The organism is Paraburkholderia sp. Clong3, from assembly GCF_050436485.1.
Taxonomy (GTDB): domain Bacteria; phylum Pseudomonadota; class Gammaproteobacteria; order Burkholderiales; family Burkholderiaceae; genus Paraburkholderia; species Paraburkholderia tuberum.
The window spans coordinates 1,153,908-1,178,223 of the sequence record NZ_JBNDMH010000003.1; the positions used below are offsets into that span (position 1 = coordinate 1,153,908).

A 24,316-nucleotide genomic window follows, 5' to 3' on the forward strand; every position below is an offset into this window, starting at 1 on the left:
CACCACCCATCTTCCTGCTGCGCAGCGTGGGCAGTGAGCATCGTGGACTGGAGTCGGCCACTTTCTGCCGTTCGCCAACGCCATTGCGCAGACACTCGAATGTCGGCTCCGCCCTTGGTACCGGCCGTCCGGGCGTAGATCACTTCGTCATGTCGTCGGCCAATCCGGTCGTTCGAGCTGCCCCAACCGTACTCCTCCCTGAATGACCGGTCTCCAGAAAAGAATAGAAGGCGCTATCGACCTGAAAACAGACGGCCAGGCTGCTCGAAGACCGACAGCTCATTTTCTTCTGCGAGTTTGCGCGTAGCGCGTTCTACACGCTGCGCTTGCCCTCTGTCGCCCATCCTTCAACCCCACAAGGCTACAGGTCGAGGGGGCGGCCGGCTTCCCTTGGCATCGCGCTCAGCGCAAGCTTGACGCACGTAAGTCCAAATCTCGCCCCCCGTCGCCGCTTGGCCGCGTGAAGGCGGCAAAGCTGACTGTGCCAGTCCTTTAGTCTGGAGCCGCGCGCGCGACACCGGTGGGGCTTCTCGTTGGGGCTACTTTGAACGGGCTTTAGCCGCGCTATACTCGCTGCAGACCAATGGTATGACCTCCGGGGGATGCGTGCAGCACGAAGCCACAGAACCGAAGACGCCGCCCGAAGCCTCCGGCGGAGCTCACCCCGTCGCGGACGGCGTCAGCGGGTTTTCCCAGAGGGTGTTGCGGTATTTTCTGACCTTCTTGCAGACCGATTTCAAGCGGCAGCAGGCCCCGCGTCGACGCATCCAGCTGAAAAGCGACGTAGGCTTTCGCACGGGCATGCCTCTGCGGAAATATGCGTCCCTCTACATTCAGGTGTGGAAGTTCGCGGCTGCCGCGCCCCGTGATGGCCTGCGCTTCAGTGTGCCCCCGGGCAAATACACGGCACCGATCAGCCCCACTCTGCGGGATCTGATTCGCCAGCACATCGCGGCGATCGAACCGGACGTCGTCACTGCTCTGACCGGCACCACCATCGACTTTGCGACTGCGCGTCGCGCAAAAGCCGTAGAGAACCCGGAACGGTTCATCGACAGCGTTCAGCTGCACTTCGCAGAGGCGACCGGACAACGCCTCGTCCAGCCGCTGCTCGCGCTCCTCGAGGGGCCATTTCGCGAGCAAGCCTATTCCGCGATCGAGTCGGTGTACGACGTGGAATCGGAGCTGACCGAAGCCATTGTGGCTGGCGTCCTGGAGAACCTTCCGGGTGCGGTCAACACGCTTCTCGTCAAGGGCGAGGCGAGCGCGATGGAGGGAGTGTTCGCCGAGTTCTTCACACTCGACGGCCTGCGCGCCCGGATGCAGTCGTTCTTTGACGATTTCGCGACGGCTGACGCCTTTCAGGAGATTCGCGACCTTCAGTCGGCACTACGCAGTGCCGAACAGCAGTCGTTTTACTTGTACCTGTGCGAGATAAGGTTCGGCTCCAACGCATTTCCCCTCTTCTACGTGCCAGGCTCATTCGAATTCGACGATGAGCGCCGCGAGTTCGCTTTCGAGTTCGATCCGCACTTGTATGTAAATAAGCATGCAATCGACTGGATTCTGCAGGAGCAGCACGGTGAGGCCGCATCGATGCCGATCTCGCCAGTACAGGACCGCATTGTGTACGTCGACGGTGAACGCAGCTTCGTTGACGAGATGGAGACGGTCGTCAGTAGGCTAATTCCCGCCCTCGACCTCGCAGCTGGCCTTGACCTTCGTCGACCCACCCTGCAGCAGCAATCCAGCACGACGCTCAAGGTGTCCAACGCGGCGTACTTCGCGATTTTCGACCGGTCCGACGAGGCGCTTCTCAACGACTACGAGGAGTTGCTGGCGGCGTTCGACCAGGAGCAGTCCGGCGCACAGCAGATGTTCGAGAACATCGTGCGGGGCTTCATTACGGAGAATCCCGTGTCCGTACGCGACGCGGTCGACGATGCGTGGGAGTCGCAGTCCATCCCTGACAGGCTCGTTGCGGTCGCGCCAATTCCGTTGAACGAGGAACAACGCAAGATCCACACTGCAGTTCGCGACGATCGCTGTCGCTACATTTCCGTGCAGGGGCCGCCCGGTACTGGCAAGTCACACACGATAACCTCGATTGCGTTCGATGCAATCCTGAGCGGGAAGAACGTCCTCATTCTCTCGGACAAGACTGAAGCGCTCGATGTCGTGCAGGACAAGCTGGAGACCGTGATCCAGCGGGTTCGCCACGGCGACGATGACTTTCCCAATCCGATTCTCCGCCTGGGCAAGTCCGGTGGCACTTATAACCGTCTCATCACCGCTTCGGCGCGGGAAAAAATCAAGACGCATCACAACGCGGCGAAGGCTCATGCCGCAAATATTGAAGCCGAGACGCAGTCCACCGAGATAGGTCTGAAGGCAGATATCGAGCAAACGCTCGCGGTGCTCTCTGGGATCAAGCTGTCCGCGCTGCGTGACCTCCACGACAGCGAGCGTGAGATTGACGCTGTGCGGCCGGGCCTGACTGCGTTGCTGCAGACACCTGTTGCGCCGACGTCGTTGCCAGAGCTCGCGCGTGCGGCGGACGACCTCGCGGCGAACGGCCTGCCGCACGCGCTCGTTGCGCGCATTCAGCAGGAGCATCCCGGCGCGACTCTGGGCGTGGTGTTTTCGCTGCTGAGTGCCATGGGGGTAGCCGACCGCTTGTCGACGTCGATTCAATCCCCGACGGCACTCGAGACGTTCTCAACGCTTGAAGTCACGCATCAGCAGATCCTGATGCGGTATGTCGCGGAATACGAGGCCCTGCGGATGCCGCTCTTCGGCTTTCTTTTCCGGCGCGCGAGGCTGCAGGCTGTAAACATGCGCCTCGGAGCCGAACTTCCCTGCCCAGACCCTGTCGACGTGCACAAGCGGCTCGCTGACATGAAGGTGGCATTGTCGACGCTTGGGCGTATACGCGAAGGGCTCGAGGCCTTGCAGTTGACGGAGCATGCCAGCTTCGTCTACCGGCTCTTGCGCAACCGTGAGAGCGGACTGGCAGGTGCGTCGACGTTGGCTGCCGTGGTAGGCGGCTTTATCCGTGCGCTCCCTGCGGAGGTGTTCGCGCACAGGCTTCACTACGGAGGGGACGGCTTTGAGAGCGTCGAGTCGATGCTCACCTTCACGGTCAAGGCGGTCCGCTATGCGGCCGAGTGGCAGCGGATCGCCAGCGCACTTCGCAGCCTGCCTACGACCGACTACGTGGGAACCAAGTCGCGACTTGAGCAGTTGCAGACCGCCCGCATGACGCGTGTCATCGACCAGCGGTTCATCGATTTCCTGCAGAACAAGTCTGCCACAGCCAAGGAGATCGGAGGCGTCATCAAGGCCAAGCAGAAGTTTCCCGAGAATGAATTTCACCATCTTTCGGAGGCGTTTCCGTGCATCATTGCCGGCATACGTGAGTACGCGGAATACGTTCCGCTCAGGCAGAGCCTCTTTCACATTGTCGTGATTGATGAGGCAAGCCAGGTGTCGGTGGCGCAAGCACTCCCTGCCCTGTTGCGTGCGGATAAGGTTATTGTATTCGGCGACCAGAAGCAGTTCTCGAACGTGAAGTCCGCGCAAGCGAGCAATGCCATCAATGCCAGCCATTTGACGGACATTGAAGCGTATTTTCGCGCGAACGTATCTGACGCTGCGACGAAACTCCAACGTTTGCGGCACTTCGATGTGAAGAAGTCCATTCTCGAGTTCTTCGACCTGATAGCGAACTACCAAATCATGCTGCGCAAGCATTTTCGGGGGTATCAGGAACTGATCAGCTTCTCGTCGAAAACGTTCTATGACGGCCAGTTGCAGGCCATCAAGATCCGCAGCCGCCCCATTGAAGAGGTCATTCGCTTTGAGGTGCTGGAGAATGTCGAGCCCGGCTTGAAAGGGAGAAATACGAACCGAGCTGAGGCCGATTTTATTCTTGCCGAGTTGCACCGCATGCTTGAGGACGGCGAGAAGGCCACCGTCGGCATCATCACGCCGTTCCGGGAGCAGTTGAAGCTGCTCAATGAAGTGCTGTATCGCGATTCGCAGGCTGAGCGGTTCGAGTCGGAGTTCAAGCTGAAAATCATGACGTTCGATACGTGTCAGGGCGAGGAACGCGACCTGATTGTTTTCAGCATGGTCGCCACCGAAGCGCACGACGCGCTCAACTACATCTTTCCTGTCACGCTCGACGGTGTGGTCGACAAGATTGAGGAGGCGCTCAAGGCGCAGCGCCTGAACGTCGGGTTTAGCCGCGGCAAGGAAGGCTTCTTGTTTGTGCTCTCAAAACCGGTCGAGAGTTTCCGTGGGGGGATCGGGCGGGTGCTGATGCACTACCAGAACCTTCTGACTGAGCGCGCGTTACCAACCGCGCAGGATGTGGATCCATCGTCGCCAATGGAAGCCAAGGTGCTCGACTGGATCTCCAAGTGCGCCTTCTATCAACGCCACGCGGAACAGATCGAGGTCATCGCCCAGTTCCCGGTTGGCGAATACCTGCGCCAGCTAGACCCTTTCTACGAGCATCCGGCCTACCGGTGCGATTTCCTGCTTCGTTACTATGATGGAAGCAGGACACTGAACGTGATAATTGAATACGACGGCTTCGCAGAGCATTTCGTGAACCGGTCGAAGGTGCACAACGGTAATTGGGACCACTACTATCGGCCGGAGGATGTGGAACGGCAGTTCATCCTCGAATCCTACGGGTACAAGTTCCTGCGGCTCAACCGATTTAACCTTGGTGCCGATCCGGTGGAGACGCTCTCCAGACGGCTTCATGACTTGTCGAACCACGCAATCGACGAAACGGCCGACGCTCAGATCGTTACTGCCATCAAGGAAGATGTCGAATCTCTGGCCGATGGGAGCAAGAAGCGTTGCGCGAAGTGTGGGCACATTCGAGCGCTCGCGGAATTCTGGGACCCGAAACTCAAGGAAGGCACAGGCGGTTACGGCAGACACTGCCAGTCCTGCAAGAATCCGGGCGCTGCTTTACGGAATCACCGCGCAACTACCGGGCGGGCAGCGCGCCACGGGGGATGGCCGCGGTAACCCCCGACAACGCGCCTGAGTCAGGGCGCCTGTTCGCGAGCCCACTGGGCATCATAAATCGTAGTCACAGAAAGCCGCTTGGGGGCGCAATCGTCTCTTGTGGGTCTTATTATTAAATCTCCCTTTTGCGAATTCCGGCAGCGGCCGCTCGCTACTGTCGCGATTGGTTGAACGCGACCGGCAGATATGGCCGAGTGCTCGCCGACCGATACTCTTGAGGTTTGTTCGATGCCTGCCCATGTCCGTGGACTCGGGGTGCGCGCCGGCGCGTGCGGGCAGGCGTTGAATAAACCTGAAGGGAGGAAACCGCGGAGTGCTCTGATGCAATGGAGTCTTCGGGGCTATGGCGATTGATTGCCCGGGATGGCGAGCGGTGTTGCGGGATGCGTGGTCAGGCGGGAGGCCGGTTGAGGGCTGAGGTTGTGCCGAAGCGGTGCAGTGGCGCCATCGTGATGGCGGAACGGACGTGCAAGGGCCTGTGCGAAGCGACAGACGCAAAGGTCTGCTCGTGGGCCGCGTTGCCGCAAAGCCGAGGGTCGGGTTGTTCGTCCTGGAACAGTGGCGCTCATATCTCGCCCCGGCGCGTGGGTGGTGCGCGGATCGGTGCAATGCGCGCAAGGATATCGATGACGATCATCGGCGCGCCGCAGTGCCGGCAGATGAAGGCGGGGCGCGTTTCGATGACGGTTTCGTGAGCTGATGTGTTGACGTCGGTCGCGACGTGCAGCAGTTCGCGGACCTTCGCGAGACTGGCGCGGCGCACCGGGTTGGCGAGCAGTCCGTAGTGACGGATACGATGGAAGCCACCGGGCAGCACATGGAGCAGGAAGCGGCGCATGAACTCGCCGGCTTCGAGGGTCATGGTCTTGTAGCGGGTGTGCCCCTTCGCACGGTAGTCCTTCCAGCGGAAGGTCACGCCGCGTTCATCGAATGCAAGCAGGCGCTGGCTGGAGATCGCGACGCGGTGCGTATAGCGCGACAGGTACGCGAGCACTGCTTCGGGTCCTGCAAAGGGACGCTTTGCGTAGACGACCCATTCGCAGGCACGCAGCGGCGCAAGCCACACGTCAAAGACAGCTGGGTCGGCAAGTTCAGCGTACTGGCCGAAGAACTGCAGGTGGCCGTGCCGGTGCGCGTCCGTGAGCGCTTCGAGCAAGCGCCTGCGGAACAGGCGCGATAGCACACGTACCGGCAGGAAGAAGCCGGGCCGGCATCCGATCCACCGCTGACCATCGGGCGACAGCCCACCACCGGGGACGATACCGTGTACGTGCGGATGATGCGTGAGTGCCGAGCCCCAGGTGTGCAGCACGAGCGTCGCGCCGATCTGGGCGCCGAGGTGCTTCGGATCAGCGGCAATGGTGCGTAGCGTTTCGGCGGCGATATCGAACAGCAGCCCGTAGATGACGGCCTTGTTGTACCAGGCGATGGCACTGATGGGCGCGGGCAGCGTGAAGACGACATGGTAGTACCCGACCGGAAGCAGATCGGCCTGGCGTGCCTGGAGCCAGCGATGCGCAGCACTGCCCTGGCACTTGGGGCAATGACGGTTGCGGCAGGAGTTGTAGGCAACCTCGATGCGGTCGCAGCCGGCGCAGCGCAGCACATGCCCCCCGAGTGCCGCACTGCGGCACTGTTCGATGGCCGACATGACCTTCAGCTGCCCCAGGCTCAGCGCTACCGTGCGCCGCCACGCCGGCCCGCAGGCGCGGAAGATATCCGCGACCTCCAGCACGGGGTGCTCCGCGTGCGGCCGGGCTAGCCGGCGGGCAGGCGGTCCAGCGGACTGACCACCTTGCGCAGGAGGTCAGTGGCAACCTGGGTATAGAGCGTGGTGGTCTCGATCTGCCTGTGTCCAAGGAGCACCTGGATCACGCGGATATCCTCCTTCTGTTCCAGCAGGTGCGTGGCAAAGGAATGCCTCAGCGTGTGCATGGATACGCGCTTGTCGATGTTTGCGGTCTCGGCGGCCGCATGGATGGCGCGGGTCAGTTGCCGCGTGCTGAGCGGGTCGATCGGATCGAGGCCCGGAAAGAGCCACCCGCCATCGAGCATGCAGCCCTGGGCACGGGCAACGCGCCACCAGACGCGCAGACGTTCGAGCAGGACCGGCGAGAGCATCGCGTAGCGGTCACGGCGGCCCTTGCCCTGCTCGATGCGCAGGGTCATGCGCTGGCTGTCGATGTCGCTGACCCTGAGGGCGACCACTTCGCTCGCACGCAGCCCGGCGCCATAGGCGACCGACAGCGCGGTCTGATGCTTGAGGTTTCCGGCTGCCGCGATGAGCCGGCGCACCTCCTCGGGGCTGAGCACAACCGGGAGCGTGCGAGGCACGCGTACCGGCTGCATCCGCGCCATCAGCTCAGGCCGGCCGAGCGTGACTTCGAAGAAGAACTTCAGACCGCTGATCGCGGCGTTCAGCGACACCGGCGACGCGCCGTGATCGACCAGATGCAGCTGGTAGTCCCGGAGGTCCTCGACAGTGGCGGTATCGGGTAAACGCCCGAGGTATCGGGCGAACTGACGTACGGCACGTAGGTAGGCGGCCTGGGTCTTGGGTGCGAACTTGCGCATGCGCAAGTCCTCAAGCATACGGCGGCGCAGCGGGCTGATGCCCGGATCGGAGGAGGTCATGATGGGGCTCCTGCTGGAGGACGAGGCGGATTGCCTCAACCACCAACATAAGCGCCGGCGCCACTGGCCTCCCATTCGCCGCCAGAGACGGGCCGCAGCCCCCTACCGCGCGAGCGGTTTAGTCCTTACAGACGCGGATGACCGTTGCATCTCGGAAGCTGCCGGTGAATTAGCGCTGGATCCAGTGGCCGGAGCGGGTCGGTACGCGTCAGCTGGTTGAGGCGCGCGTCGGCGAGCAGCGCATGAACGCCGACGATCGCGGGAGGAGGGTCTCTTGTCGGCATGCGGAGAAAATCGGTTCCCCGGTTTTCCCTTCGATGTCCGTGGGCTTGGTCCATCTGAGCTAACTGAGCAAACAACGTGAAGCTTCCGCCGACGTATTCCCGCCGACGTTAAATCGGTGCTCGCCGCCACGGGTTCTTCGAAAAGAGTTCGCAGCCAGACCCAACAGAGAGTAGACGGGCCTGGAACATGGCTAAGGATTGCGCGTTCAGCGTCCCCATACTCGTCGTTAAATATCGGGTACTGCCGCTCAGTGCGTATCCTGCCTCACATACCGTAGATTGTCGCGCACACGTCTGGTCACAAGGGAGGTTAGGTAAATAGGTACGACTGTGCGGATTTGAGGTGAACCGCACCGGGTGAGGCGCAGCTGGGAGCCGTTGCGGTCCGGACAATGTCGAAAAAGACATACTGCGTTTGTGTGCGCTGCAGCAGTCTCACTTTTGATTCAACATTGTGAACCGGTATGCGGGTAAGCCCTTGAATGTTGATCAGAAAGTGTTCTTCAACTGGAGTGCGACCCGGCATGAAAATGATATTTGCTGCTCTGCACAAATGCGCCATACTATTCACTAACGGAACGGATACGCAGCACGCATGCGCTCGGGCCGCAGCATGGTGGAGACCTCTGCGGCCGCTTCCGATCGTCAATGGCGAGCTATGCAGGCGGTATGCGCGAAGAAGCTTCGAACCATTTTCGTCGATCAACCGGGAGGTGGACATGCTGACTTTGGCCGAATTGCAAAGCACGCTGCAAATCGAGTACGAACTGCAGCTCGAAGCGATGGACGAGCAGACATTGCGTGGGCTGCTCGCGGATCCGATTGCACTCAACGCACTGGTGCCGGCTTTTATGAGCTTTGCGGAGGGGCGCCGGATAGCGGAAGCAACACTTGTACAACTGCTCGCTCGCGAGCCGTCGAACGCCGAACGGGGCATTCCGCATGAGGCCGCGCCCCTTTGGGCGCAGTGGCTCAAACCATTCTGGATGCTGCCGCTCTTCGGTGCACGCAAGGGCGAGTAAAGGCGCTCGGCCGACCCGATCAGCGCCGAATGGAATTGCGCTGGACCATGCATACCGATATCGCGACCGTCCAAGCGGCAGAGGCCGGCCAGCTACGGACGTTGGTCGGCACCTTCGCGCAGACGTTCGGACGTCTGCTACCCCGCAGTACCCGCCGCTCGGGCAGGCAGGCTCCGTCTTGTTGTACCGCGATATGTTTGTTCGACGCCCGGCCCGCTTCATCGTCTCGATGATATACACGAGTATAAGAGCCCGACGCTCACGTACGACTGCGGCAACCGTTCGTAGAATGGCCGTCTTGGGACCATCCGCATATCATGGTTCCATGGACGGTGCGATTGTTATGTAGGAGGCGAGGATCGAATCGGCAGGGATTAGTTTGGACGCTTGTGAACAGTTGCAGGACATCACCCGGCCAACGCGTTGACACAATGAGTCTCCTCAGGTTCCTACCTTCCCACCCCTGGGAAAAACGGAACCTCCTTCGAAGCCGGCTTCCGCCGGCTTTTTTTTACCGGGCGGTCAGCGAGCGGCGGAAAGCGCCCGCCACCGGTAGACAGGCGCAGACCCCGGCCAGGTACGGCGCGTCGACCTCGACCTCGGGCCGAGGTTTCAACGTCGGTTGAGGTACAAGCCCTCGATTTGTTGCACATCGACGACGGCCAGAGCAGGTACTTGCCGGCCAGGAATGCCCAATGAAGTTCAGGCTGCGGGCCATAAGGAGAGGAAGACGATGAAAAAGATTGGATACCCCCGCTTCACCGCCATCGAGCTGTGGGTCCTCGCCGTCTCCATCGTCATCGCAGTCGGAGTACAGATATGAGTGTAGCGAGTGTAGCGCCCACGCCAGCGCATCGCTCGTGCCTCCCTCCGAACGACTTTTCCGACTGTCTGCTCCGCCAGCTAAAGCTCCCGTTGAGATACCGTCGGTCGAGGGGCAGAAGTGGGTCGCTTACGGAAGCTCGCCGGTCAGTTCCGGCCCGTTCGTGGACAATCGGGAAACCCGGCAGCAAGGCAATGGTCGCTGGGATCGCGGCACAAGGGGGCAATCGCTCCCAGATTCCGGCGTGCGCCGAAGATTGACATTTCCGGCGCACAGGTCGTTCCGCGATTGATCAAGCAGCGGTTCCGATGTGGCACACCACAGCGGGAAGAAGGGGAAGGTACTACTCGCCTCCAAAATAGAGTTGCTTCATGTCTTCGGTAGAGGCGGGGCGAACGACCGCGCGGGAACCGGACGTCGATGAGCCGAAGGGCACGCCGCCATACGCGGTTGGGCTCTGGGTCGATATCCGTGCCTCCGCCGCCTGGATGTCGCTCGGATAACTCGCATCCTCGCCTTTGGCCGGATCATACCCGGCCTGTTCGAGCTGCTGTAGCTCCGCCCGCACCTGGGCACGTGTCGGTGTCGGATCGGTCTGAGAGAACGTGAAAAGAGGGAAGGAAAGCGCCGACGCTGCGGCAACCGCGATAACGACTGATTTCATGACAACCTCCTCGTAATTGCCAGCAAGCAGGATTTCTCGACTCCCGTTTCCCGGCGCTGTCATATTGATTTTCGACGACAGCCCACGCCGCCGACACCCACGTAGGTAGGCGAGCGCCCGAAATCGAGCTGCGAAAGATGTAGGAATCCGGAAGCAGACAGGCACATTCGTACCGCTACATTTGTGTGTTCGGACTCGAATGACGTCCTGCTATTCTGTTTGAATGTCACGCTGCCGTATCCGCGGACGGCGACATTTCTGATCGAGTATCGCCATGAGATCGTCGGGCCTCTGGGTGTGCGCAGGTTCAGATCGGCGGCTCAGGAACGTGCGTTCCGGATGGACGACGCGCAGCGCTTCTCCGGACAGCGAAGACTGGCCATCGCAATCTTCACCGCGTTATGGATCGTTTTTTCCATCCGTGATTTCGGGCGACTCGACATACTCGATCCCTCCTACCTGCACCACAACGAACTCATTTTCGTGAGAACCGCTGCGGCGATCGGCATGGGCGTGGCCGTCCTGTTGTGGACCCCGCGCGCACTCGACGAACGCTGGGCCGTCGGGCTGCTCTGCATGTGGACGCTCAGCGCCTGGTTGGCCACCCTCAGAATGCTGCAGATCGTTGACCTGCAGTGGCATGAACACTATTCGATCCTGACGCTTACCCTGTTCACGATATTCATGGCTTTCCGGCTTCGGGCGATCACGGCAGCGTGGCTGGTCGGGCTTTGCGTCGCGAGCTACCTGCTCATGCTCTACCTCCAGCCTCCGGGCGAGAGGTTCGGCATGCACCTGTCGTCGGTGATTGCGCACGGCACGAGCGTGCCGCTGACATATGCCATCGGGCTGGTTGTCAGTATTCCCTTGGAACGTTCGGCAAGACGCGAATTCATGTATCAGCGCAACTTGCGCGCGGCCAAGGCGCGCGTCGAAGCTGCGTCGCGTGCGGTCAACGAACAGAACAAGCGCATGCAGGAACTCGTCAAGGAGAAGGAGCGGTTCTTTTCGTCGGCGTATCACGACATCCAGCAGCCGCTCGCCGCGATCAACCTTTTCATCCGCAGTGCCCGGACGAGGATCAGGGACGAACGCGCGGTGGAACGCGACCTCGACGTCATCCAGGAGACCGCGTCCGACATCCTCGACATGTTCAAGGACATCCAGGACTATAGCGAGTTGGGCTCGTATGTTCCCCGCCTGACGTCGGTCAATACGCCCAACCTGTTGACCGAGGTGCTCGAGCAATACCGGCAGACGGCCCAGTTGCGGGGAATCGATCTCAGACTCGCGCGGCGACGAGTGGCCCCGCCGTCCATCGAGACCGAGCGGTCACTCTTCAAGCGGGCCATATTCTCAACGGCACGTTCATGCTGCTGTGTGACGACGAACCAACCGTCCTCGAAGGCCTGCGACGCCTTTTCTCGAGCGCGGGCTCGCTTGTGCAGGCCGCGGAGTCGATGGCCGGGTTTGAAGCCATTCTCGCCGATTATAGCCGCATTCCCGATCTCATCGTGACCGATATCCGGCTGCGCGATGGGGCTTCCGGCAAGGAGGTTGCCGATCGGATCAGGCGTCACTTTGCGTGGGCGGGCGTTATTCCGGTCGCATTCATCACCGGCGAGTTACTCTCCGTTCAAGTGCTTCGCGACTTTCCGGAGCCATTCGTGCTGCTGCGCTAGTCCTCGGCACCGGAAGATCTGGTGGCGAATATCAGCCGGTTCGTTGCGGCCCATCGGAAGGCGAGTCTCGATCTCGCGAAGGATCGGTGACCGATAGCGTCCCGAGCGTTATGCCCTTGTCGGCCAGCATCACGATGAGTTCAGTGCGGCGCCGCAGGTTGAAGTGCGCAAGCAGATGACTGATGTACTTGCGCACTGTGATGTCTTCGAGCCCCATCTTCGACGCGATGGCTTTGGAAGGGTGCCCGCGTACGAGCCACGCAAGTGTTTCGTACTCACGCGGCGTGAGTCCAAGGAGCGGAGCGTCCCAAGGGTCGGCGCCGCCGTTCGTCGGCTGTGCTACTGCTGATTCGCGTGCCGGTGCCCCGGCGATGTCGATCGCGCGCCTCAGCCCGGCGATGCTCGCCGCGGGCAGGAACACGCCGCCTGAAAGCACGGCAACGATCGCGGCATGGAGTGCTTCGGGCGACGACGATTTCGGCACGTAGCCCATCGCGCGGAGTTCGAGGCATCGACCGACCGTCTCCATGCTTTCATCAGCCGATACGACGACCACGGGCAAGGACGATCGTGCGTCTTTCAACCGGACCAGCGCGTCGCAACCGTGCCCGTCAGGGAGTTCGAGGTCGAGAAAAACGATGTCCGGCTGCTCGGTCATCGCCAGATCGACTCCATGCGATAACGTATTCGCATGCAGCAGTTCGACATCCGGAAAAAGCTCCTTGATGAGCAGTCCGAGACCGGCTCTGAAGAGTTCGTGATCATCGACGAGCAGTACGCGCATCGCATCGTCTCCCGGCAACACATGCACATTCGTACGGATGAAGCAAGCGGCGTTCGAATTACAGCAATCGGCCACGGTGGCAGTATTCGAACGATCTTACACGCGGTTTGCCGTTGAGACCGGCCTATGTCACGCGATGCGAAAAGCGAACGAGTGTATCGGAGTCTGACTTCTTCCTGCTTGACTGGCTGGAACTGCTGATGGCGCACAATTCCAGCCGATCGCCTGTATCGGCGCTTGTCTTTCAAGGGTACTGTCACGTTGTTGGCAGGTTGACGGAGATCCGGCGACAATCTCTGATATGAAACGAGCCGCCCTGCAGCACGACGCACCTGCCACCGACACCATTTCCTATGCCGGCTACCGATTCCCGCCCGACGTGATCGGCTACGCGCTGTGGTTGTACTACCGTTTCCCATTAAGCCTGCGCATGGTCGAAGAACTGCTGGGCGCGCGCGGCATCGATCTGACCTACGAGACGGTGCGGCGCTGGTCGGTGAGGTTTGGCCTGGGCATTGCCCGGCGTATTCGCTCTACCGCGTTGGCCCGCGGCGATAAGTGGCACCTCGACGAAGTAGTGGTCACCATCAACGGCAAGAAGCACTGGTTGTGGCGTGCGGTGGACCAGCACGGCGCGCCCCGCGTGTACTGATCACCGACAAGCTCAAGAGCTACGCCGCAGCGAACAAGGATCTGGGGTTGAACGTCGAACACCGCCAGCACAAAGGATTGAACAACCGGGCGGAGAACTCGCACCAGCCAACGCGGATACGCGAGAAAGTGATGCGCCGCTTCAAGTCAGTGCGTCAACTACAACGATTCGCTTCGGTCCATGATCAGGTGGGCAACCTGTCGCGCGAACGTGACAACGCCCTGCGAAGGCAATATAGTGAGCCGGTGCGACGGCGAACCCTCTCAAGAAACAAAAGCTATTCGGCGGTAGCTTTTACGTTGTCACCGGAACTGATTCAAGGCGGAACCCAAGCTTGGCGGCGCGACGTTTGAGGGCAGCGATACTTCGTTGGTGTTGCTGCTCTTCGTAGCGCTGCTGCCCTTGATCGACGAAGGCCTCGCCGCGAGTAAGCATGAAGTACACCATGCGCGCGAGCTTGTGTGCGACTGCGGTGTTGGCGCGCGGCTTGTCCATGCGGGCGCACAGGCGGCGGTAAAACGCGCCCAGCGCCGAGTCGCTATGGGAAAGGGTCATGGCCGCCATCTTGAGCGCCTGCCGCGCCCGGTTGGCCGAGCGCTTCGTGGCCGAGGACAATACCTTGCCGCCGCTGATCTTTGTGCCGGGTGTCAGCCCCAGCCACGAACAGAATTGCTTGACGCTGGCAAAGCGGCTCAGGTCCGGGCCGATCTCGGACAGCAGTGTCAGGACGGTGGACACACCCAAGCCGTTGATGCGTGTGAGATCGACGCCCGCCCAGTTGGCGAGTCTCTGCCGCTCGTTAAAGTTGATTCGCAGCCTGGTGCCGGCCTTCGGCGCCTTGCCCAGGTCGACGTGGTGCCCGCCACGCTCGTCCACCAGCGTCTGCAGGCGGGTATCGCATTCGCCAAGATGACGGGCAAGGTCGTCGTACATCGCCAGCGCCTGCTTGAGCACAAACAGGTGCTCCTCGCGCCAGTTGCCTGTTAATGCACGCGCGATATCGTCGGCGCTGCGCCTGATCCGGCCGTGACGAAAGCGGGCCAGCACCTTCGGATCGCGTTCGCCCGCGACGATGGCGCGGATGATCGCCTGTCCCGTCGTCCCCATGATGTCGCTCAGCACCTCGGTAAGCTGGATATTCATCTGCACCAGCGCTTTCTGCATGCGCTGCACCCAGCTGCCCTGTTCAGTGAGCAGCACCTCGCGCTGGCGTGCCACCGCGCGCACCACGCAGACCTCGTCGCCGGGGCGCCAGGCCGCCCGCAGCAGCCCCAGGCTCATCAGCTTCTGCAGCCACTGGCAGTCCTGCACGTCGCTCTTGCGGCCCGGTACGTACTTCATCTGCCGCGCGTCAACCAGCCACACCGCCAGCCCGCGCCGCTCCAGCACCTCGTACACCGGTATCCAGTAGGTTCCGGTCGATTCGAGTGCCACCGTATCGACACCGCACGCCAGCAACCAGTCGGCCATCGCGTTCAGATCGTCGGTCATCGTGCCGAATTCTCGCACCGGCCCATCGTCCGCGGTCCTGGGTACCGCTACCCAGTGGCTCGAACTACCTATATCGATTCCCGCTGCGTTCGGAAACACTTCGGGACCGTCTTCCCGCTTGCGCATTGCCATCGTTTGTCTCGCGATCGTTGATGAATGGCAGCGCCATGGGAAGCGTCGTATAGGACTCGATCTCTCAAACGGGATGCGGCTCGCGCCGCTCGCCACTGTCACCGACGATTCCCGGACCATGCTGAGTGCCGGGCTCGCTTCACGACGCTTGCCAACGTCGTAAGCTCGCACCAATGGGTTTTCGGTCATCGCGGCGCTGCTGACCACGTTATAGCCCATCGCCATCGCAACATCGTTTCTTCAGGAACACCGTACCCGGCACGGGTTTGGGACGCTGAGTATTCGCTGACGAGCGCAAGCGCACCCGCGGACTCGAAGCTAAAGCGGCAAACGTCCAGGCGTTTGGGTCGACCATGTGCGCACGGGGCGAGGCTTGCTTGGGTGACGAAATCCAGCATTATTTCGAGTCCATCGCGGTCCGCCGTTGCATGAATGCCGTCGTGACTCCCTTGGCGTAATCAAATAAATTTCAGATGCCCAACAACGACACTCCCGAACCACAAGCCGTCTGTGATCCGATTTCCCGAAGTGCGATCTTCCTCACACTCACGGTAGCGCGCGGCGAAGGCCAAGCCGACACCGTGCGTGAATGGTGCGGCGACATTGCCCCGCTGGTCCGCGCGGTCGGCACGCGCGCGCCTACCGCTAACCTTTCTTGCGTGTGCGGCTTCGGTTCCGAAGCGTGGGATTTTCTTTTCGGCGCGCCGCGTCCCGCGTCGCTGCATCCTTTCATCGAGGTCGGATCGGGCGAGCGCCGCGCCATTGCCACACCCGGAGACATCCTGCTGCATATCCGCGCGGATCACATGGATCTATGCTTCGAGCTCGCGTCACAGTTGCTCATCAAACTGGGCGACGCCGTCACGGTCGTCGACGAGGTGCAGGGTTTTCGCTACTTCGACCTGCGCGACATGGTGGGCTTCGTCGACGGCACGGAGAATCCATCAGGGAGAAGCGCCCCGAACCACACGATCATCGGCGAGGAGGATTCGGAATTCGCGGGCGGCAGCTATGTGATTGTGCAGAAGTACTTTCACAATATGGATGCATGGGATGGCCTGACGGTGGAGCAACAGGAAAAGATCATCGGGCGCAAGAAGCTGTCCGACGTCGAACTAGACGCGGCTGTGAAGCCCTCGTGCTCGCATAGCTCGCTCACGACCATCGATGAGAACGGCCAGGAGATCAAGATCCTGCGGCACAACATGGCCTTCGGCCGTCCTGGCGCAAAGGAGTTTGGGACATACTTCATCGGCTATGCGCGCACGCCCGCGCCGATCGAGCAGATGATGGAAAACATGTTCGTCGGTCGCCCGCGGGGCAATTACGACCGATTGCTCGACTACAGCCGCGCAGTGACGGGAGGTCTCTTCTTCGTGCCGTCCGCCGATCTGCTCGATGCGCTCCCGGACAGAGGCTCTGCGGCGGCGTCGACGTCATCTCAGCCGTCCAGCACGCCATCAAACGAAACAAGCCGCAGAGGAACATTGAACATTGGCTCACTTAAAGGAACTTCACAATATGAATAACCTGCATCGCGAGCTTGCGCCGATTTCCGAGGACGCATGGGAACAGATGGAAGCCGAAGTGGCGCGCGCCTTCAGGCGCTCCGTCGCGGGGCGGCGCGTCGTGGACGTGAAAAGCCCGGGGCGGCACGGCCCTGGCGGCCATCGGCACGGGGCACCAGACGAGCGTCGCGGCGCCGAGGAAAGGCGTGTCGGCGAAGCTCTACGAAGTCAAGCAATTGGTGCAGCTGAGCATGCCGTTCACGCTGCAGCGCGAGGCGATCGATAGCGTGGAGCGCGGCTCGAACGACGGCGACTGGCAGCCCGCGAAAACCGCCGCGAGCGAGCTGACACTCGCCGAGGACAGCGCAGTCTTCGAAGCTGCGGCTCGCGGGCGTTGTCGGCCCATACTCCGTGCTGCTTGGGGCGGATGCCAGAGGTGGCCTCGCGAATTCGGACAGTCGGCTAAGTGGACGGGCCGGGGCCTGAGCCAGCGGTAATGCTGGCAAAGGATAATTGTCTCGCACCACCGCCCGTTGAATATCATCGAGCCCTCTGGGCATCGCAGGATGCGATGCGCGTCGCACGCGCCGGCGCAGCCCGCGATCCAGTAGTTCGGCGCCCGGCCGTGCCGGGCGCGATGCGCTTACTGCTTGACGCCTTCGGCCTGGATATGCAGCGTGGTCTTCATGTTGAAGCCGTACGCCTTGCCGAAGTCGATGCCGAAATCGTCGCGATTGAACGTCGCGACCGATTCGGTGCCGCACACTTCGCGCTTCAGAACCGGGTGCTGGATGCACTTGAACGATTCGATCTTCAGGTTGACCGGTTTCGTGACGCCGTGCAGCGTCAGCGTGCCGATCACTTCGACCGGCTTGTCGCCGTCGAAGCGGATCTGCGTGCCCTTGTAGGTCGCGGTCGGGAACTTCGCGGTGTCGAAGAACTTGTCGCCGACCAGTTCCTCGTTGAGCTTGTCGTTGCCGATGCCGACCGAGGTCAGGTCGATCGTCGCCTCGACCGTGCCGGTCTTCGCCGCGCGATCGAGCACGACGGTGCCGCTGCTTTTCTGGAACTTGCCGCGCCAGATCGACAGGCCGCCGAAGTGGTCGGTCTCGAAGCTCGGCGACGTGTGCGTCGGATCGAGCAGGTAGGTTTCGGCGGCGGCCATCGCGTTGAACGAGCATGCAGCGGCGAGCGCGCCGGCGGCGAGCAGGAAGGATTGCTTCAAGGTGGACTCCAGAGGTCGAAGGGTAAGGCGGTGCTGCGGCGTTGTGGGTTATTTCTTCGCCGCGACCAGATGAAATTTGATGACGACTTCGTCGGCGACCACCGACGTGTCTTTCCATTCGCCGGTGCCGACGTCGAACTGCGTGCGCTTGATCGGCAGCGAGCCGTCGAAAGTTTGCGTGGCGCCCTGGCTCGCGATCACGACCGGCACGACGACCGTTTGCGATTTGCCTTTGATCGTCAGCTTGCCGGTCACCTTGTACTGGTTGCCGCCAGCCGGCGCGATCGAGCTCGACACGAAGGTCGCGCTCGGGAAGGCGCCGCTGTCGAACCATTCCTTGCCTTGCGCCTGCTTGTTGTAGTCGTCGGCGCCGAGGTCGTAGCTCGCGGTGTCGATCGACACGTTCGCGCTGCCCGCGGCAGGCTTCGCCGGATCGAAATTCAGTTGCGCGGAGAACTTTCTGAACTTGCCGTCGACGGGCACGTTCATCTGTTTGGTCGTGGCGATGACGCTGCTTTTCGCGAGGTCGACGTCGGCGTGCGCGAGGTTCGCGCCGAGCAGCGCAAGCGCCGCGAAAGAAGCGAGCGTCGCGCGACGAGCGGAGAGATAAAAGGGTGTCTTCATGATGGTACGCATCCTATCCGAGCTTCGCGGCGTGATTGCACACCGCGAGGAATTTGATTGCCAACCAGTCGTAACCAATCGACAAAAGTGATGGCTTTCTTCAAGCTGTCGTATCGTTATGCGCGGGTCTTCAGAAACGGCACCATGCGCGCGAGCAATCCGTCGCGATCGACGAACTGATGCTTGAGCGCCGCAAGCACGTGCATGATCACGAGCGCGAGCAGCGTGTAGTTGAGCAGCACGTGCACCGTGCGCAGCGCGGCCTTCAGCGCCTGATCGGGACCGATGATCGTCGGCAGCGGCAGGATGCCCAGATACACGACCTGAATGCCGGCCGCCGAGCTGTAGAAGTAGCCGGACAGCGGAATCGCGAGCATCAGCAGATACAGCAGACCGTGCACCAGATGCGCGGCGGCCTTCTGCCACGCGGGCGTCGCGGCATCGAGTTCGGGCGCGCGATGCGTCGCGCGCCACAGCACCCGCAGCAGCGCCAGCGCGAACACGGTCACGCCGATCCATTTTGTGCCACGAGAAGTACTTGAGCTTCGTCGGCGTGAAGCCGGGGATATCGGTCATGATCCAGCCGATGTAGAAGCCGCAGATCATCAGCGCGGCGACCAGCCAGTGCAGCGCGATCGCCGCGCCGTGGTAGCGCGTGCGAGCGCAAGCGTGTGTTTGCATCGTGTTCTATCCGTTGCTCGCGAGAAGCCGCGTGAGAATGCGGATAGTAGGGATGCCCATTCAAACTGAATAGGCGGGTGGGCGGGAACAGATCGTTGTCGCGGTGATGTTAATCGTGTCGAGAGGTATGCGCGCAGAAAGGTCCGCGCATGAAGGCACGCACACTGCTATGGAGCGCTCGCCGTGGTATCGCTGTGGTAATTTGTTGCCCCGAACAACACGGTTGCGCGCTTTGCGCAGCCACGGACATAACCCATTATCCGGGCGTTAAGCCGTGAATTCCGTTTTTCTTTCCTGGAGTATTGCCGCGCTCGCTACCGCCGGCGTGATCACACGGCCGTTCAAATGGCCCGAAGCCGTGTGGGCCGTCGCCGGCGCGGTGCTGCTCGTCGCCCTCGGCCTATTGCCCTTGCATCTCGCGGTCGAAGCGATCGGCAAGGGCACCGACGTCTATCTGTTCCTGTTCGGCATGATGCTGCTATCCGAAGTCGGCCGCCGCGAAGGGCTGTTCGACTGGGTCGCGGTGCTCGCTGTCAATCATGCGCGCAGTTCGCCGCGCAAGCTGTTCGTGCTCGTGTATCTGTTCGGCGTGGTGATCACCGCGTTTCTTTCCAACGACGCCACCGCCGTCGTGCTGACGCCCGCCGTGTTCGCGGCGGCGAAGAAAGCGAAGACACCGCCGCTGCCGCTGCTGTTCGTCTGCGCGTTCGTCGCCAATGCGGCGAGCTTCGTGCTGCCGATTTCGAATCCGGCCAACATCGTGCTGTACGGCAATCACACGCCGCCGCTGGGACCGTGGATGCTGCGCTTCACGCTGCCGTCGGTGCTGTCGATTGCCGCGACCTTCGTGATGCTGCGCTGGGCGCAACGCGAGGCGCTCGCTGGCGTCTGCGAGGCAAATCTCGACGCGGTCGAGCTGTCGGCGAGCGGGCGCGTCGCGCTCGCGGGCATCGCGGTGACGGCCGGCGCGCTGCTGACGGTCTCCGCCTACGACATCCAGCTCGGCCTGCCGACCGCGATCCTCGGCACGCTGACCGCGCTCGTCGTGCTGATCAAGGAGCGCAGATCGCCGCTGCCGATGATGCGCGAAATTTCGTGGAACGTGTTGCCGCTCGTCGCCGGGCTGTTCGTGCTGGTCGAGATGCTCGATCACACCGGTGTCATCAACATGTTCGCGGGTGCGTTGCGCCGCGCGACCGAACACAACGAAATGGAAGCGGCCGGGTGGGCCGGCGCGAGCGTCGCGTTCCTCAGCAATCTGATCAACAACCTGCCGGCCGGCTTGATCGCGAGTTCGACCGTGATGCAGGCGCATAGCCCCGAGCGCGTGATCGACGCGCTGTTGATCGGCGTCGACCTCGGGCCGAACCTGTCGATCACCGGCTCGCTCGCGACGATCCTGTGGCTCAACGCGATTCGCCGCGAAGGCGAAGACGTCAGCTTCATGAAGTTTCTGAAAGTCGGCGCGCTGGTGATGGTGCCCGCGCTCGTGCTGGCGCTTGGGGCGCGGATATTAACTGGCTGAACGGATGCCGGACCCGCCCGCCATCAGCGGGCTTGTGCAGGAACCGACGCGCGTCGCGCCGGCGAGCTGGTCCAGTCGCGCGCCGACCGAGCGCAGCCTTGCTTCGAGGTGGGCGACGCGCTGGCGTTGCGCGGGCACCATCGACGAACGGTTCAACGCATGCAGCCGACGATGCCAGTACGACAGCGGAAAACGGTCGCGCCCAGAAAGTGCGTTGAAAACGACTTCGAGGTGGGCGATTTCCTTGTCGATATCTTGGTAGCTCATCACAAAGGTCCAGGAAAGAAGGTGGGATAAGGGGCGCGCGAACCTGACAGGGGTCGCAAGGTCCGTTCCATCCCGCCTAGATGTAGTCAATATCAGCCGTGCCGGCGCAGAGCGCCACATCGAGCGCGCGCCTGGCGCCGTGCGCGATGGTAAGAAGCGGCAAACTCCATGCAAGCTTTACGCGGCACTCCACCTTTCAACGGGACAACGGGAATTCACCAGGCGTGCCCGCGAGGCGCGTGTCCTATGCTGAGTCAACGGCGTGGGCCGGTCTCGGGGCGATCGAAACCGCCAGCGCGACGGCCCGGCGCGCGCTTTCAACGCGGCGCGATCACGAGCGGTTGCGCATAGCTGACCGTCGGCGCGGGCACCACCGCATAGTTGAGCGCGGGCGGCGCCGCGACGATGGTCGCGGCCGCCACTGGCACGTCGACAGGCGGTGCCGATACATACACGGGATTGACCGGCACCGGGTAGTAGACCGGCCGCGGCGGCGGCGCGTAGACCACGGCGGCGGGCAGATACACGACGACTCGCGCGTAGGCAGCGGAAGAACAGGCGAGACCGATGGCGGTGAAAGTCGAGGCGCAGGCGAGACGGATAGTCATTTGGGACTCCTGATACGTGAATGCCGACGAACGGCAGACGGAACGATACGCAGCAGGCCCGCAAAACGAAACCGCGAACTCATTTCATTCGATGTCACGCTGCAGCGGCACCCGGCGCCGTGACATGATTCGACATGATTCTCGAATTGCGATCGCGCGGCGTCTGACCAACAATTCGGCCTGTCATCGAAACGGCTCGCGGCACCCAGGCAGGCGACGGTCGATGTTCCAACCGAAGGAGTCAGTCATGAAGAAGTTGCTCGCCACCGTGCTGCTGTGCTGCGCGTCCACCGTCGCGTTCGCTCAGGCCGCCGCGCCGCAAGGTATCAGCCAGCAGCGGATGGAGCGCATGGAGCAGCAGTTGCAAACGCGTTTTTCAAGCGCGAACACCACCCACGACGGCAAGCTGACGCGCGACCAGGCAGCGGCCGGCATGCCGCTGCTCGCGCGTCATTTCGACGAGATCGACACGCAGAAGGCCGGCTACATCACGCTCCCGCAGATCGAGGCATTCATGCAGGAACGCGGGGCCGCACACTGAGCGGCTCGGTTATCGAGGAGCTTTCGGATGGAACGCCCCACCAGGATCATCGTGCTCGACGACGAAGCCGAATTGCGCAACATGCTGCTGCGCTTTCTGCGCGGTCATGGCTTCGACGTGCGCGCGGCCGAGGACGGCAAGCGCCTGAATCGCTACCTGGAGCGCGAGCCGTTCGACCTGCTGATACTCGATCTGATGATCGGCGAAGAGGACGGCCTCGAGATCTGCGCGAAGCTGCGCGCTCAAGGGCAGACCTTGCCGATCCTGATGTTGACGGCGAAGGGCGATCCGCTCGATCGCGTGACCGGCCTCGAAACCGGCGCCGACGACTACCTCGCGAAACCGTTTCTGCCGCGCGAACTGGTGGCGCGAATCAATGCGTTGCTGCGCCGCCAGAAGATGGCCGCGGGCGACCTCACGCTGACGTCGCAGTGCGTGCGTTTCGGCGACTTCACGCTCGACATCGGCAAGCAGGAGCTGTCGCGCGCGGGCGAGCCGCTCGAGATTCATTCCGCGCAGATGCTGCTGCTGGTCGCGCTCGCGTCGTCGCCGAATCGCGCGGTGAGCCGCGACAACCTGCTCGCGCGTGCGCGAGGGCGCGACCATGACGCGCTCGATCGCAGCATCGACGTACAGGTGCTGCGGCTGAGGCAGATCGTCGAGGACGATCCGTCGAAGCCGCGTTTCATTCGCACCGTCTGGGGCGTCGGCTATATGCTCGTCGCCGATCTCGAATCATGATGCGCTCACTGTCGCGCGCACTGCTGCCGCGCACGCTGCTCGCGCGCAATATCGCGCTGTTGATCGCGCTCGTGATGCTGAGCCAGATCTGCTCGATCGTCGTGCTGCTGCATTACGTGCAGCGGCCACGCGTCGAACGCGCGGCGGCCGTGTTCGCGACCTACGTGACGACGCTCGACAACCTGCTCGCGGCCACTCCGCCCGCCTCGCGCGCGGCGCTGACCGCGCGTCTCGACGCGCGCGAGCAGTTGCCGCCCGAAGCGACCGACACACCGCCGCACGATCTGTTGCATGTGTACAGCACCTATCAGCACGGCGTTTTCGTCGACAGCTTGCAGAAGCATCTGCCCGCCGATATGCCCGTGCGGTGGCAGACCGAGGGCGGGCAGCGGCTGTGGATTCGCATGCATGCGCCGGCTGCCGGGTCCGACCACGCGGCCGGTTCGTTGGCCAGCGCGCCATACTGGATCGCGCTGCCGGTTCCCGAGGACGCGCAGGGCAGCGGCCTCGAAGCGGCGATCTTCCTGTCGTTGGGTCTCGGCGTGCTCGCCGCGCTCGCCGGCTACGCGATCCAGCTGCACCTGAACGAACCGTTGCACGAGCTCACGCAAGCGGCGCGGCGCGTCAGCGCCGGCGACCTGCCCGCGCCGCTGCCCACCGACGGCCCCGCCGAAATCGCCGCCGTGGGCAGCGCTTTCAATCAGATGACGCGCGCGTTACAGGACGCCGAAGCGACGCGCGCGTTGATGCTCGCGGGCATCTCGCACGACATCCGCACGCCGTTGACGAAGCTGCGCCTGTCGATGGCGATGGCGATGCCGCAGGGGGCCGACAGCAGTTTCGTCATCGCCGCCGAATCGTATCTCGATCAGATCGAGACGATTCTGCAGCAGTTCATGGATTACGCGGGCAGCGGCGAGCGCGAGGAAGCGCAGCCCGGCGATCTGAATGCGCTGATCGAACGGCTCGCGGGCGACTTCGCGGGGCTCGGGCACGAGTTCGACCTGTCGCTGGGCAGCTTGCCGGCCGTTCGATATCGGCCGATCAGCATGATGCGGCTGCTGATGAATCTGATGCAGAACGCGATCGTCTACGGCGGCAGCGGGCTTGCGGTGCGCACGTGGGCGACGCAGGACGCGGTCACGGTTGCGGTCGGCGATCGCGGTAAAGGTTTGACGGCGGAGGAGTTGGAGAAGCTGAAGGCGCCGTTCCAGCGCGGCCGCAATGCGCGTGCGCATAGCGGCGGCACGGGGCTGGGGCTGTCGATCGTCGATCGGATCGCGCGGCTGCACGGCGGCGGCCTGCAGTTTCATCCGCGCGACGGCGGCGGCCTCGAAGTGTGGGTCGTATTGCCGGTCGAGGCGGCATGATGGGATGAG

General features: G+C 62.3%; 18 protein-coding genes and 3 pseudogenes. 11 read left to right on the top strand and 10 right to left on the bottom strand.

The features are described from left to right. Positions 1-606 precede the first annotated feature (606 nt). On the top strand, positions 607-5,049 hold the full coding sequence (locus OKW30_RS28675) for a DEAD/DEAH box helicase (protein ID WP_429348261.1): 4,443 nt from the start codon (positions 607-609) through the stop codon (positions 5,047-5,049). Between the two features lie 565 nt (positions 5,050-5,614). On the opposite strand, the gene OKW30_RS28680 is transcribed toward OKW30_RS28675, so the two are convergent. Together OKW30_RS28680 and OKW30_RS28685 are read right to left on the bottom strand one after the other, a co-directional pair. Further along, positions 5,615-6,784 (bottom strand): IS91 family transposase, encoded by a 1,170-nt coding sequence (locus tag OKW30_RS28680; protein WP_429345668.1) that lies wholly within the window; start codon positions 6,782-6,784, stop codon positions 5,615-5,617. Positions 6,785-6,807: 23 nt separating this feature from the next. Beyond that, complete coding sequence (locus tag OKW30_RS28685) at positions 6,808-7,683, bottom strand: tyrosine-type recombinase/integrase (protein WP_184062687.1); 876 nt, start codon at positions 7,681-7,683, stop codon at positions 6,808-6,810. 1,003 nt (positions 7,684-8,686) lie between these two features. Here OKW30_RS28685 and OKW30_RS28690 point away from each other — a divergent pair. Continuing rightward, on the top strand, positions 8,687-8,989 hold the full coding sequence (locus tag OKW30_RS28690; protein WP_429348262.1) for a hypothetical protein: 303 nt from the start codon (positions 8,687-8,689) through the stop codon (positions 8,987-8,989). 1,166 nt (positions 8,990-10,155) lie between these two features. Here OKW30_RS28690 and OKW30_RS28695 read toward each other — a convergent pair. Next, the gene (locus OKW30_RS28695; protein WP_184071534.1) at positions 10,156-10,476 is read right to left on the bottom strand and encodes a DUF4148 domain-containing protein; all 321 of its coding nucleotides are present in this window, start codon (positions 10,474-10,476) and stop codon (positions 10,156-10,158) included. Positions 10,477-10,695: 219 nt separating this feature from the next. Here OKW30_RS28695 and OKW30_RS28700 point away from each other — a divergent pair, with 219 nt between their 5' ends. After that, positions 10,696-11,994, top strand: coding sequence for a sensor histidine kinase (locus OKW30_RS28700; protein WP_429348263.1), 1,299 nt, complete (start codon positions 10,696-10,698; stop codon positions 11,992-11,994). After that, positions 11,886-12,158, top strand: a complete 273-nt coding sequence (locus tag OKW30_RS28705; RefSeq protein ID WP_429349184.1) for a response regulator — start codon at positions 11,886-11,888, stop codon at positions 12,156-12,158. The genes OKW30_RS28700 and OKW30_RS28705 overlap by 109 nt, the downstream gene beginning before the upstream one ends. Positions 12,159-12,189: 31 nt before the next feature. On the opposite strand, the gene OKW30_RS28710 is transcribed toward OKW30_RS28705, so the two are convergent. Further along, positions 12,190-12,942: a response regulator gene (locus OKW30_RS28710; protein WP_429348264.1), complete on the bottom strand. Its 753-nt coding sequence runs from the start codon at positions 12,940-12,942 to the stop codon at positions 12,190-12,192. A gap of 301 nt (positions 12,943-13,243) precedes the next feature. Here OKW30_RS28710 and OKW30_RS28715 point away from each other — a divergent pair. Next, positions 13,244-13,947: pseudogene (locus OKW30_RS28715) on the top strand (IS6 family transposase). On the opposite strand, the gene OKW30_RS28720 reads toward OKW30_RS28715, so the two are convergent. Further along, positions 13,889-15,217 carry an IS110 family transposase gene (locus OKW30_RS28720; RefSeq protein ID WP_184071579.1) on the bottom strand — a complete coding sequence of 443 codons (1,329 nt, stop codon included), beginning with the start codon at positions 15,215-15,217 and terminating at the stop codon, positions 13,889-13,891. The pseudogene OKW30_RS28715 and the gene OKW30_RS28720 overlap by 59 nt on opposite strands. A gap of 473 nt (positions 15,218-15,690) precedes the next feature. Here OKW30_RS28720 and OKW30_RS28725 point away from each other — a divergent pair, with 473 nt between their 5' ends. Beyond that, complete coding sequence (locus OKW30_RS28725; RefSeq protein ID WP_429348265.1) at positions 15,691-16,746, top strand: Dyp-type peroxidase; 1,056 nt, start codon at positions 15,691-15,693, stop codon at positions 16,744-16,746. Further along, positions 16,739-17,178: pseudogene (locus OKW30_RS28730) on the top strand (family 1 encapsulin nanocompartment shell protein); the annotation flags it as partial. The gene OKW30_RS28725 and the pseudogene OKW30_RS28730, both read left to right, overlap by 8 nt. A 190-nt stretch (positions 17,179-17,368) precedes the next feature. Here the strand turns inward: OKW30_RS28730 and OKW30_RS28735 are convergent. The 3 genes and pseudogenes from OKW30_RS28735 to OKW30_RS28745 form a co-directional block, all read right to left on the bottom strand. Continuing rightward, complete coding sequence (locus OKW30_RS28735) at positions 17,369-17,950, bottom strand: YceI family protein (protein WP_184071527.1); 582 nt, start codon at positions 17,948-17,950, stop codon at positions 17,369-17,371. Between the two features lie 48 nt (positions 17,951-17,998). Further along, positions 17,999-18,574, bottom strand: coding sequence for a YceI family protein (locus OKW30_RS28740; protein ID WP_429348266.1), 576 nt, complete (start codon positions 18,572-18,574; stop codon positions 17,999-18,001). A gap of 116 nt (positions 18,575-18,690) precedes the next feature. After that, positions 18,691-19,255 (bottom strand): annotated as a pseudogene (locus OKW30_RS28745) (cytochrome b). A gap of 274 nt (positions 19,256-19,529) precedes the next feature. Here OKW30_RS28745 and OKW30_RS28750 point away from each other — a divergent pair. Continuing rightward, positions 19,530-20,780: an arsenic transporter gene (locus OKW30_RS28750; RefSeq protein WP_429348267.1), complete on the top strand. Its 1,251-nt coding sequence runs from the start codon at positions 19,530-19,532 to the stop codon at positions 20,778-20,780. On the opposite strand, the gene OKW30_RS28755 is transcribed toward OKW30_RS28750, so the two are convergent. Together OKW30_RS28755 and OKW30_RS28760 are read right to left on the bottom strand one after the other, a co-directional pair. Continuing rightward, on the bottom strand, positions 20,769-21,047 hold the full coding sequence (locus OKW30_RS28755) for a hypothetical protein (RefSeq protein ID WP_184065276.1): 279 nt from the start codon (positions 21,045-21,047) through the stop codon (positions 20,769-20,771). The genes OKW30_RS28750 and OKW30_RS28755 overlap by 12 nt on opposite strands. A 317-nt stretch (positions 21,048-21,364) precedes the next feature. Next, a complete protein-coding gene (locus OKW30_RS28760) occupies positions 21,365-21,655 on the bottom strand; it encodes a hypothetical protein (RefSeq protein WP_184071517.1) in 291 nt (96 codons plus the stop codon). Positions 21,656-21,902: 247 nt separating this feature from the next. Between OKW30_RS28760 and OKW30_RS28765 the strand changes: the two genes are divergently transcribed. From OKW30_RS28765 to OKW30_RS28775, 3 genes are read left to right on the top strand one after another with little or no spacing between them, the layout of a single operon-like run. After that, entirely contained in the window at positions 21,903-22,196 is a 294-nt protein-coding gene (locus tag OKW30_RS28765) for an EF-hand domain-containing protein (RefSeq protein WP_184065271.1), read from the top strand. Between the two features lie 27 nt (positions 22,197-22,223). After that, positions 22,224-22,937: a response regulator gene (locus tag OKW30_RS28770; protein ID WP_429348268.1), complete on the top strand. Its 714-nt coding sequence runs from the start codon at positions 22,224-22,226 to the stop codon at positions 22,935-22,937. Continuing rightward, complete coding sequence (locus tag OKW30_RS28775) at positions 22,934-24,307, top strand: ATP-binding protein (protein ID WP_429290948.1); 1,374 nt, start codon at positions 22,934-22,936, stop codon at positions 24,305-24,307. The genes OKW30_RS28770 and OKW30_RS28775 overlap by 4 nt, the downstream gene beginning before the upstream one ends. Positions 24,308-24,316: the final 9 nt, after the last annotated feature.